This window comes from Kitasatospora sp. NPDC093679, assembly GCF_040683455.1.
Classification (GTDB): domain Bacteria; phylum Actinomycetota; class Actinomycetes; order Streptomycetales; family Streptomycetaceae; genus Kitasatospora; species Kitasatospora arboriphila.
Map to the genome: position 1 here is coordinate 1 of NZ_JBFBDW010000099.1, position 11,309 is coordinate 11,309.

Annotated in this window: 9 protein-coding genes and 1 pseudogene; 3 read left to right on the forward strand and 7 right to left on the reverse strand. The window is 72.1% G+C overall.

The window, feature by feature from the left end; translation table 11 throughout:
• The 4 genes from AB0O09_RS38055 to AB0O09_RS38070 form a co-directional block, all read right to left on the reverse strand.
• The coding region (locus AB0O09_RS38055; RefSeq protein WP_363550227.1) for a transglycosylase family protein at window positions 1–266 on the reverse strand (266 nt) is incomplete at its 3' end.
• A gap of 294 nt (window positions 267–560) precedes the next feature.
• Window positions 561–1,307 (reverse strand): 3-oxoacyl-ACP reductase family protein, encoded by a 747-nt coding sequence (locus tag AB0O09_RS38060; RefSeq protein WP_363550249.1) that lies wholly within the window; start codon window positions 1,305–1,307, stop codon window positions 561–563.
• A 725-nt stretch (window positions 1,308–2,032) separates the two neighbouring features.
• Window positions 2,033–2,761: a transglycosylase family protein gene (locus tag AB0O09_RS38065; RefSeq protein WP_363550230.1), complete on the reverse strand. Its 729-nt coding sequence runs from the start codon at window positions 2,759–2,761 to the stop codon at window positions 2,033–2,035.
• A 2,334-nt stretch (window positions 2,762–5,095) separates the two neighbouring features.
• Window positions 5,096–5,491, reverse strand: a complete 396-nt coding sequence (locus tag AB0O09_RS38070; RefSeq protein ID WP_363550233.1) for a cupin domain-containing protein — start codon at window positions 5,489–5,491, stop codon at window positions 5,096–5,098.
• 52 nt (window positions 5,492–5,543) lie between these two features.
• Here AB0O09_RS38070 and AB0O09_RS38075 point away from each other — a divergent pair, with 52 nt between their 5' ends.
• A complete protein-coding gene (locus AB0O09_RS38075; protein WP_363550236.1) occupies window positions 5,544–6,536 on the forward strand; it encodes a helix-turn-helix domain-containing protein in 993 nt (330 codons plus the stop codon).
• Between the two features lie 101 nt (window positions 6,537–6,637).
• On the opposite strand, the gene AB0O09_RS38080 is transcribed toward AB0O09_RS38075, so the two are convergent.
• Window positions 6,638–7,393, reverse strand: coding sequence for a DUF2071 domain-containing protein (locus AB0O09_RS38080; protein WP_363550239.1), 756 nt, complete (start codon window positions 7,391–7,393; stop codon window positions 6,638–6,640).
• 445 nt (window positions 7,394–7,838) lie between these two features.
• Window positions 7,839–8,459 (reverse strand): DinB family protein, encoded by a 621-nt coding sequence (locus tag AB0O09_RS38085; protein WP_363550241.1) that lies wholly within the window; start codon window positions 8,457–8,459, stop codon window positions 7,839–7,841.
• A gap of 874 nt (window positions 8,460–9,333) precedes the next feature.
• Between AB0O09_RS38085 and AB0O09_RS38090 the strand changes: the two genes are divergently transcribed.
• Complete coding sequence (locus AB0O09_RS38090) at window positions 9,334–9,807, forward strand: hypothetical protein (RefSeq protein ID WP_363550244.1); 474 nt, start codon at window positions 9,334–9,336, stop codon at window positions 9,805–9,807.
• A gap of 37 nt (window positions 9,808–9,844) precedes the next feature.
• Here AB0O09_RS38090 and AB0O09_RS38095 read toward each other — a convergent pair.
• A pseudogene (locus AB0O09_RS38095) lies at window positions 9,845–10,127 on the reverse strand (ATP-binding protein); the annotation flags it as partial.
• A gap of 683 nt (window positions 10,128–10,810) precedes the next feature.
• Between AB0O09_RS38095 and AB0O09_RS38100 the strand changes: the two are divergent.
• On the forward strand, window positions 10,811–11,309 hold a 499-nt coding region (locus AB0O09_RS38100), incomplete at its 3' end, for a helix-turn-helix transcriptional regulator (protein WP_363550247.1).

Here is an 11,309-nt window from a genome sequence, read left to right on the forward strand (position 1 = left end):
TTGGCGCGCCAGGTCCGTTGGTCGAACTGCAGGCCGCCGTAGTAGCCGTTGCCGGTGTTGAGGTGCCAGCGGCCGCCGCTCTCGCAGGCCGCGATGCGGTCCCAGTCGGCTCCCCGCCCATCGGCCGCCGTGGCCACGGTCGCCGTGGTGGGGGCGGACGCGGGGTGCGCGGGGGTGGCCTGCGCGGAGGCTGCGAAGGCGGTCCACAGTCCGGCCGCGCAGGCGAGGGCGAGGAGTAACCGTAGGATCCGGTGGGCGACGGACATGGCGGAGCACTCCCCGAGAGGGTCGGCGATCGGACGGCCGGCACCCCGGGGCACCGCCCTCCCAGCGATCGCACACCCCGGCCCACAGCCCCGGCCGACACACCGCAAGCGTCACCCGGGCGGCGCCGCCGAGCCACCCGCACACCGCACACCGCACACGGCACACCGCACACCGCACGGACCGTCATCCGGCCGGTCCGTGCGGTGTGCGGTGTGCCGTGTGCGGTGTGCAGCCCCGCCGGGACGGCGGTCCACCACCCGGGCGGGGCCGCGCTCGCGAAGGGCCCGCGGGGCTCAGGCCGCGAACCCCCCGTCCACCGCGATCGCGGCACCGGTGATGTACCGGCCCTCCGGGCCCACCAGGTGGGCGACGGTGCCGGCCACGTCCGCCGGCGTGCCGAACGAGCCCAGCGCGGTGAGGCCGGCCTGGAGTTCGGCGCTCGGCCCGTCGGCCGGGTTCATGTCGGTGTCGGTCGGACCGGGGTGCACCAGGTTGGCGGTGATGCCGCGTGACCCGAGCTCCCGCGCCAGCGCCTTGGTCAGCCCGGACAGGGCCGCCTTGCTGGTCGCGTACACCGCGCCGCCGGGAAAGGCGACCCGCTCGGCCATGCAGCTGCCGATGGTGACGATCCGTCCGCCCTCGCCGAGGTGGGGAACGGCCGCCTTGGAGGCCAGCAGCGGGCCCCGGACGTTGACGTCCAGCACCCGGTCGATGTCGGCTTCGTCGGTTTCCTCGATCGGGCCGACCACGCCGACGCCCGCGTTGTTCACCAGGATGTCGAGTCGGCCGAACCGCGTCGCCACCGCGTCCACGGCCTCCCGGATCGCCCGGGGGTCGGCGCTGTCCACCCGTACGGCCCAGGCGCGGCGGCCCATTCCCTCGATCTCGGCCGCGACCGCCTCGGCGCGCCCGGCGCTGTCCCGGTAGGTGAGCGCCACGTCCGCGCCCTCCTCGGCCAGCCGCAGCGCGACCGCCTCGCCGATCCCCCGGCTGCCGCCGGTCACCAGGGCCACCTTGCCCGCCAGCCGCGCGGCCGCCATGGTCGTGCTCATCGTGATCTCCCCCGAACTCGCTGTCGTCTTCTCGGACATGACTCGATCATCGGACGCCGGCGATCACGAGTCCGGCGGTATTCGGACATCGCGTTCAACGTTCAACAATCGATCGGGCGCCGGCGCTCACGACGATTCCCGGTGGCGCGACGGTGCACTGGTCGTGCGTGGCCGCGGCCGGCCGGTCCGGTCGGGGCGGTTGCCGGGTCCGGCTCGGGGTGGTCGGAGGGCGGTCGCAGCCCGCGTCCGTCCTCCGGCGTCAGCAGGTGACACCGCGCCCGGTGCGAGTATGCGGCTGTCCGCGGCACCGCCGGCACGGGCCGGGCGGCGGCGCCGTCCGCCCGCCGCAACGAGGGGCGGTCCGGGTGCGCCGCGAACGGACCGTCCGGGGTGTGCCGGCAGGAGACGGCCCGGGTGATCGCGGAGGCCCGATCCCCCCGGTGCGCGGACCGTGCACGCGGGTGAATCAGGTGGCGCCGGCGCCACCCCGCCCGTCGCCGGTGGCCTCGGGCCGCTGTACGGGGGGGTGGGTTCGCCGTCCCTCATCGCTCTCGGCTCCGTGCGAGCCTACGGGCGCGGGCGCCGGGACGGTCGTGCCCGGGTCGCATGCCGAGGGCCGCGTACGGGTCCGCGTACGGCGGCGGGCACGGTGGTCCACGCGCCGGGGCCGGCCGCCCCTCGCAGGGGTGGCCGGCCGCGGGTCCGATCAGGGGTCAGAGGTCCAGCACCTGGTCCGGGAAGATCAGGTCCGGGTCGCCGCCGATGGTCCGGAGGTTCTTGGTGTACAGGCTCTGCACGTCGGTGCCGAACTTGACCGCGATCTCGCTCAGGGTGTCGCCGCTCTTGACGGTGTAGGTACCGGTCGGCGCGCCGCTCCCCGGGGCGTTGACCGGGGCCGACGGGGCCTGGGTCCGCGCCGATCGCGTGGCCTCGGTGGAGCTCGGAGCGGACTTCGGGGTGTGGGCTGGCTTGGACTCGGGGGTGTGCGTGGACTTGGCGGGCTTGGTCTTGGCGGCGGTGTCGACCTGGGCCGGCGCGCCGCCCCTGGTCAGACCGGCCTTCCTGGAGCAGACCGGCCAGGCGCCGGGGCCCTGCGAGGCGAGGACCTTCTCGGCGACGGCGATCTGCTGCGCCTTGCTGGCCCGGTTCGCCTGGGGCGCGTAGGCGGTGCCGCCGTAAGCGCGCCAGGTGCTGGCGGTGAACTGCAGGCCGCCGTAGAAGCCGTTGCCGGTGTTGATCGACCAGTTGCCGCCGCTCTCGCACCGGGCGACGGCGTCCCAGGTCGAGACGGAGGCGGCCGAGGCCGAGGGGGCCGAGACGAGTCCGGCCACCGGCAGCGCCGCGACGGCGGCGCCGGCCACGACGGCCACGCGGACTCGGTTGCGCTTGGTGGTGGCCTTGGTGGAGGTGGTGGCGGCGGTGGTCTCGTGACCGGAAGTCATGAACGTCCTCTCGACAAGCCCCGGGCAGGCATGCGGAACCAGGCCCCGGTGGGGCCCACGTTTCGCCACCTCACTCGATGGGCGGCAGGGCACGTGTCCGACGTGCCGTGCCGCCCGGTCTCTCCCCGCCCACCGCCGGCCCGTTCCGAGCGCGGCCGGTCGGCAGGCACGGCCCTCGCGCCGGGGGTCAGCCGGCGGGCCGTGCATCGGGGTGAACCCGGGTGGTGCTCGTTGCACCGCCCAAGAAGCTACGGGCGGTTGCGGTCAGTCATCAAGCAATTCCTTTACGGCGCAGGTCAGTTGAGTGTTACCAGCGGTAAAGATCAAGAAATCGGGACCGAAATGGTAGTTTTTGATGGGGTTTTCATGATCGAAAATGCCGCCAATGCGCCCCCGATCACACCAATGCCTCGGCGAAGCCACCCGCGAGCTCCACCGGAAGCGATCAACATGTGACGATCCGTCACCGAATCAAGCGGAGTTCCCGCTTCCGTCGCCTGTCTTGGTGGCGCCAGCCACATCCGTCACTCATCGCGCCCCGTACAGTTGCGCAGCGTCATATCCCACCGGCCCGTGCCGGGCGCAGGAGGACGGTCGCGGCGCCTTCGGCGAGAGGCGCGCGCCCGTCGACACCTCCACCATCGCCGGGAACTGCTGCCACGTCAGCGCGGCTGCGCACACCCCGGCCGCGAAACGCGGCTCCGCCGCCGCGCACCTGGGCAACCCCGTTCCGTCACCGCTGCGGCGAAGTGCAGCGCCGTCGGCGGGTTGGCCATCGTCGGGCCCGTGAGCAGCAGGAACGTCCGCGCGGCGCCTCGCCCTGACGCCCAGCCGGACCCCGCCCCGGCCCTCCGTCAGCCGCGTTGCGGACCCTTCCGGGTGGGGCCGTCGGCACCTCCGTGGACGCCGGCGGCCGCAGCCCGGACCGGTCCGTGCGCCGTGACTGCCGGGGGCGGGAGCGCCGTGACCACCTGCGTTCGCGGCTCGTACCCGGTGTGTGCCTGCGATGGCCGCGCCCCGGGTGCGGTCGCCGGCGGCCGCCAACCTCGACCGGCCCGTGCGTCGTGCCCGTCGCGAGTGGGAGCGCCGCGATCGCCCGGGTTCGCGGCTCGCACTCGGCGCGTGCCTGCGATGGTTGCGCCCCCGGGACCGTCGCCGGTGCCGTGTGCGGGATGAGGGGGCCGGTGGCCGCCAGCCTCGACCGGTTCGTGGGTCGTGTCTGTCGCGGCTGTGAGCGCCGCGTTCGCGCGCGTCGACGGCTTGCACCCGGTGTGCGTCTGCGATCCCCCGCGCGCCGGGTGTGGTCGTCGGCGCCGTGTGCGGGATGAGGGCGCACCCGGCTGGGGCCCGGCCGGGTTCGTGCGCCGTGAGGGTCGTGGGTTCGTGTGCTGTGACGGTCGGGGTTCGCGGCTCGTGCGCGGTGTGCGTGTGCGGCGGTCGTGCGCCTGGTGGGTTGTCGGTGTGGTGTCCGGGGTGGCGTTGGAGGTGGCCGCGTGCGCGGCGCTCTTCGCCGTGTGCGCCGCTCCCGGCGCCCTTCCTTCACCGTTACCGGCGCCTGATCCCGGCCGTTACCGCTACCGGCGCCGCGGCCGTGCCCGGTGGCGCGGCCCTTCCCGGGCTCGCGGCGCTGCCCGCCGCGGCTCGGCCCCCGGCTCGGGTCGGAGAGCCGTCTGCCGTGGGGTCGGGTTCGTGGCAGGCGTGAGCTGTCGTGTGTCGGGGTCGCAGGCTTGCCTGCTGCGGGAGTGGGGTTTGTGTCAAGTCGCGGGTTGACGCGTACCGGTGCGGGTTCGGGTTCAGAAGCCGTTGTCTTTCCGGGCGCGACGGGTGTTTTCCCGCAGCCGCCTCTTGGGAAGCACGACGAAGCCCGTCGTGTCGTCGGTGCGTCTGACCGCCGCCAGAACGATCCGCAGGACGTGGCGGGCGACGCCGACCAGGTGTCCGGTGCGGCGGCCTTCACCGCCTGCGCGTCGATGATCCCCGCGGGTCGGCTCCTGGTCCCGGCCGGCGGCCACACTGCCCGCCCCGTCCCTCCAGCCAGGAGGGGACGGGCATTGCGGCACGTACGACCGCCCACTCCGCGTCGCTCGTGTCGGACGGACACCTCGGCCGCCCGTGCGGCCGGTCCCCGGCGTTCCCGAACCGGTGAGCGAGGCGATCGCGCGGCCGTTCAAGCGAGTTGGGCTTCATTGGCACGGTACCGGAAGGCTGCGACACGAGGGCCTCCTGATCAGCGCGTTGGTAATTCGACAATCCCGAGCTGGTCGGGAGGCCCCGCCTTCATGCCAGGGTTGCGGCAGGATCACCCGTTGGTGGTCCCGGCCTCTGTCCGTCCGCTCACGGGTTGAGGATGTGTCCGGTGGTCGCGTCCACGTGGTCGGGGATCTCGTCGTGGCGGTCGCCCACGGTCGGCGTTCCGGTCGGCTCGAACAGGAGGATCGCGGCGCCGGACGGCGCGGACGGCTTGTGCTCCGTACCCGCGGGGACGGTGAAGACCGCCCCCTGGGGCAGCAGGACCGTGCGCTCTCCCTCGGGCTCGCGCAAGGAGATGTGCAGTTCACCGTCGAGTACCAGGAAGAACTCGTCGGTGTCGTCGTGGACGTGCCAGAGGTGTTCGCCCCGGACCTTGGCGATCCGGACGTCGTAGTCGTTGACGCGCGTGACGATGCGGGGGCTCCACAGCGCATCGAAGGAGGCCAGCGCCTGGCTGAGGGGGATGGGTTGGTTGCTCATGGGCTCATCCTGGGCCGTTTCGCCAGGTCGGCGTGAGTGCTAGGAATGGCACATGGCGAAAGAATCCTCGCACCGGGCTCGTGTGGCGGGCGTCCACCGGGTGGTCGTGATCGTGGACGAGAACTCGAACCCGTTCGAGCTCGGTTGCGCGACCGAGGTCTTCGGCCTCCGCAGGCCGGAGATCGGCCGCGATCTCTACGACTTCAGGCTCTGCTCGCCCGAGCCGCGCACGGCGATGCGGGACGGATTCTTCACGCTCACGGGGGTCGCCGGCCTGGAGGCGGCCGATACGGCGGACACGTTGATCGTCCCGAACCGCCCGGACGTCGAAGTGCCCCGCCGACCCGCCGTGCTCGATGCCATCCGGCGGGCGCACGCGCGCGGTGCACGCCTGATCGGCTTCTGCAGCGGCGCCTTCACCCTGGCCGAGGCCGGAGTCCTCGACGGGCGCCGGGCCACCGCCCACTGGCAGTGGGCGGACGCCTTCCGTACCCGTTTCCCTGCTGTCCACCTCGAATCGGACGTGCTGTTCGTGGACGACGGTGACATCCTCACCGCCGCGGGGAGCTCGGCCGCACTCGACCTCGGGCTGCACGTGGTCCGCCGCGACCACGGCGCCGAGGTCGCCAACTCCGTGAGCCGGCGGCTGGTCTTCGCGGCGCACCGCGACGGCGGGCAGCAGCAATTCGTGGAGCGTCCCATGCCCGACCTCCCCGACGAATCCCTGGCCCCCGTCCTCGCCTGGGCGCAGGAACGGCTCGACTCACCGCTCACGGTCTCGGACCTCGCGGCGCGAGCGGCGGTCAGCCCGGCGACACTGCACCGCCGCTTCCGGGCGCAGCTGGGGACGACCCCCTTGACGTGGCTCACGGGGGAGCGGCTCGCCCTGGCATGCCGACTGATCGAGCGGGGCGAGTCACGATTCGAGATCGTCGCACGCCGAAGCGGGCTGGGCACGGCCACCAACCTGCGGTCGCTCATGCGCCGCGAGACGGGTATCACTCCGTCGGCGTACAAGCGCCGCTTCGGGCCCGAGGTGACCTGACGGCAGGGACGTCCGTCCCGTTCCACATCGGCCGAAGGATCACACGATCGAGTCGGTGGAGTCGAACCCGCGCTCAACCTGACCGGCACGACAACGGCTTCTCAGTGGGTGGTTGTGCGGGTGGGGTGGCCGAAGTGGACGGGTACGCCGGGGGAGTACAGCACGCTGGCCGGCGGGCCGATCGGCCTCGGCAACCCGGCCGCGGCCACCAACTCGTCGTCGCAGTCGAGGAGTTCCGCCCGGTGGAGTGGCCACCGCGGATGCACGTTGGGCAGGTACAGGGTTCGCCCGAAGTGGGTGCTGTGCATGCCCCAGCGTGCGGTGAGGAAGTGTTCGAGGTCGGTCGGGTGTTCGAGCGGCTCGCGGGTGCGGACGGTGATCCGGCTGTGAGCGCCGCGGGGTCCGGGCCAGCGGCGGGTGCTGGTGTAGGTGATGGTGTCCGAGTCGCGGTGGATCGTCATGCGGGCCCAGGTGTAGGGCAGGCGGAATGCCGTGCGGGCGACGACCACGGGCAGGAGCCGGGATGCTTCCAGGGAGCGGAACACCACGCCGCGCCGTCCGTTGCCGTCCACCGAGTAGAGCCGGACGTTCGTCTCCGGGAAGGTGCCGAGGTAGGGGATGCCCGGGAGGTCGAACCAGCCGATCCGGTGCATCCGGAACGCGACCAGGCCGACGTAGGTGGCTCCGTCGTGGGTGTCCGGAACGGTCCCGGCCGGCAGCAGCGGGGCGATGTCCGCGGGGTCGGCGGGCCAGTGCAGGAATGCCAGGTCTAGCCAGGACTGGGTGAGCAGCGTGTGCGGCACCTCGCGCACCGGTTCGGGTGTTACCGGCTCCGCGGGGACGGGGGTGGACGACATTCCTTCAGGGTCGCATGCTCCACCGCCGGTCGGCCCGATGCGGGTCGCCCGACCGCGGGGCACCCGCACCGCCCGGTCCGCTGCGATCGTCCGGTCCTGGCATGCCTTTGCCGGTGGTGTCGCCCGCGTGCTCGGCCGACGTCCAGGAGTTCTTCCACGGCAGGTCGACCGGCAGGCCCACTATTGATGCCCGCAGCCGGAGGCGGGGTTCGACCCGGACGATCCGGCGCGCGATGAAGCCTGTGAACCGGCCCGCGATGCGACCCGTCGTCCGGTCGGGCATCGACCCGCCGACGGGTGGGTACGAAGCCCGAGGCCACCGCCTGATGTTCCTCCGTCGACACGATCCACGATGATCACCGTGGTTGCAGCCGTCTCCCCGCAGGCCTGGGTCGGCGCGAGAAGCCCTTCGACCGGCGTGACGCGACGGCTCGTGCAGGGCGCGTCAGAGCTGTCGCGCGCGGTACAGGTCGCGCAGCAGGGCGATCTCGGCTCCGTGGTGCAGCAGTTCCTGATTGACCCACCAGACGATGTCCATGAAGGGCTCATCCGGGTCGCTGCCGTAGGGGTACGTGCTGTGTCCGATCGTGTCCAGCGCGGTCTCGTCGGTGCCGAGCAGCGCCTTCCGCCAGGCCGTGGCTCCGGAGGCGAAGGCGGCGAGCGCCCCGGCGGCGTCTTTGCTGACGTGGAGATCGTCCCGGGTGAGGGTGCGGTCGCCGATCGTGTGGTCTGCGCGGAGGGTCAGCATTTCGCTGAGGTGACTCAGACGCCACGCGATGGTGGTGAAGGGCGGCGGCTCGGGGTGTGGGGGAGGCGTTGCATCGCGTCCCCAGTCGCCTGCGCCGGCCAGCTCGGTCGCACGTGCTCCCGGTCCGTCCGAGCGCCGTCGGACGGACCAGCAGTCGGGCACCGGCTCCCAGAGGTACTCGTCATCGGTCATGGGACCGACCGCGACGTCCGTGCCGTTGCCACTGTCCATGACCGGACCCGCCATGCGGTCGGCGAGGCGCGCGTACGCGAAGTCGAACTGCTCCAGCAACGGAATCAGGCGCGGTGGTGTGGTCATCCCAGGCTCCTGTGGTGAGCGGGCTCGGACGCGGGTCTGCCGGTCCGCACCCTGTCACAACCGCTTCGACACCGCGATACCTTTTCAGCCGGCCTCCGGTGTCCCGCGATCGGGCACGCAGCGGGTCGGCGAGGTCGAGGACCGGCGGCCCACTGTCGCGTTCGACCGCGGTCGGCAGGATGGCGATCCGCGTCCGGTGTATGAGCGCCCCGAAGCCCCCGGGGCAGCCGCCCCCTGGCTGCCCCGCCCGCCGGCACGCAGCCCGGGACCGGCATCGACGACGTCCGATCGGCCCGGTCGCAGCCCCTTCACCGCAACATCCGCTCCCAGGGGGAGGACACAGCTTCTGCCGGTGATGCGCCCTCGCGGGGAGGGGATCAGGAGGCTACTCCGTCCAGTCGGCTGACGAGGCCCTCGGAGATCTGCTCGCGGGCGACTCCATTCGTTCTGCGGTGCGCCCGTTGCGGTTGTGTCCGCGGGGGCGGGAGCGGTGTCCGGGCCAGTGGTGGTTGTGGTGGTGGGTTCGCGTGCGGATGAGGTTTCTGGGGGGATGTTGTCCGGGTGCGTCGAGGGGACGGTGGTGAGTGCGGCGAGGACTTCGGGGTTGGAGACGAGGGTGCTCAGGTCTTCGGGTGTCATGGGTTTGGAGGGCTGCGGTGCCCCTGGTCTCGCCTTGGGGGGTGACGACGGTGAGTTGGGTGAGTGCGCAGTGGCTTCGTCCACTTCTCAGGACAGTGTTCGTCGATGAGTTCGGACAGCGCTCGGTGATCACGTTGCCCGCAGATGTTCACGAGTTTTGACGGCGCGGTGTCTTCGCTGGGTGCGGCTGTCTGTCTCGGAGCCCGCTGTCGGGGCCCGACGTTAGGGTCGTGGTGTGAGTGACTACTACGACTTGTTCCTGGCTGTGGACCTGCGGCCGGATGTGCCCGAGCCCGTCCTTCAGGAGCTCCGGTGGCTCCTGGGGCAGGCCGAGTTGCCGCCGGTGCTGCGGTCGGCTGACTGGGAGTCACACGGTGGCCCCTGGCGGGTCTTCGATGGTGGTGAGGCGAGTCATTCGTTCGATGGGGTGGACACCTCCGTCCTGGTCCGTGCTGGTAACAAGCCGAACCCGGATGGCAGCGTCCCTTGGGCTCTGACGGTCCGGACCTGCATCCACGAGGACGAATTCGGCGTGATGACGGAGGTCGTTGAATGGCTTCTTCGGCAGGCGACCACGGAGGGTTGGGTCGGATTCCTTCGCAGCTCGGCTCTGGACGACGTCCAGCATGTCGTGCGGTGTCAGGATGGCTTCGAGCTTGTCGATGTCCGCACCGCCAAGACGCAGATCCGCGTCCCCTGGTCGTCGTGATGGCCCGCCTGTCGGCGGGCCATGTGGGACAGGCCGGTCAGCCGGTCGCGGCGGTTTGCCCGGTGCGGGCGCGGGTGGCGGTGAGGCGGTAGGAGTCGGTGCCGGTCTCGATGATGGTGCCGTTGAAGGCGAGGCGATGGATGGTGCCGCGCACAGGCGTGGGCCGGTGAAGGTCTTGGTCCAGCCACCGAAGGACTCGTTGGAGGCGATGGCGACGCTGTTCTTCTCGCGTTCGGTGAGGAGCTGGAAGGGCAGTTCGGCGTTGTGGCCTCCAGTTCCGTGGAGCCTAGTTCGTCGATGCAGAGCAGGTCGACGGGGCCAGAACCGTAGCAGGGACTGCGGGGCGTGGTCGGGGGCGGCAGGAGCGGGTGTTCGAGGCCGCGGCTACGGTGGGACCGACCGCCTTGTCGCCTTCGGTCGTTGTTCGCCGTCCCTCGTCCCCGAAACCGCCGCGGGCGGCCTCCTCGTCTCCCGGTCTGCCGCAGTCCGACGCCCTGCTGCGAGGCGCCCGTGGCCGGCGGGAGGCCGCCCGATGCGGTGAACTTTGCAGCGGGGAGTGCCCGAACGGATACGTCGGCAGCCTCGTGAGCGCCGGGCGTCGGGGCTGCGCATCGGACCTGGCCGACCGAAGGGCGGGATCCGCGCCGCCCGCTGCCGCTCGCCGGGTGTGTGGACCGGTTACACGCACGCCCCGGGGGCTGCGCACCCTCGAGGAGCAGCCGGGAGCCGCGGGAGCCGAGCGGGAGCCGGCGTGCGGCCGGTTGGTCGGACGTTGCGCCGCCGGGCCGCGCCGACCGGGACCTGCCGGTGCGCGAAGGCCGGCGTCCGTACCCCGGGCCCGGGTCCGGCACCCGGGGGCGCCCCGGGTGGGCGCTGCTCCCGCAGGTACGGGGCCGGAAACCCCTGGGGCATTGATCCGGGAGGGTTAAATTCGAGAGATCAATGGGATAGTTAATTGGAGTGGCTAATGGTGTGTTAGGTTCGGTTCCGGAGGTGGGGCCCCATGCCTACGCAGGACGAGCTGTTCGCGGCGGTGGACGCGCTCTTGGCCGGTGTCGAGCCGGGGCCGCAGCTGCCGTTGCCGGCCGAGCGGGCGCGCCTTCGGGAGGCCGCCGGGATCACGCAAGCGCAGCTGGCGAAGGTGCTGCAGTCGACCGTGCAGACGGTGAAGAACTACGAGAACGGCCGGTCGACGCCGAAGCCGCCGCGGTTGGAGGCGTACGTGCGGCTGCTGGAGGGCTGGGCGGCGAAGTACCCGGCGCCGGACACCGCCCCGGCCGCCTCGACGGTCGAGGAGGTTCCGGCCCTCTTCGCCCTGCCGCCTGCCGCTGCTGCCGGGTCCGCCACCAGTGCCCCGGGCGCTTCCGCTGCCGGCCCGGTGGCGGCGTCCGCCGTGGAGGGGACCGCGCGGGATTTTGCTGGTTTGGGGGGTGGTGGTTCGGGTGTCGGTGGTTCTCCGACGGGCCGAGGGGTGCTGGCTTCAATGCCTGCGTTGGTGTCAT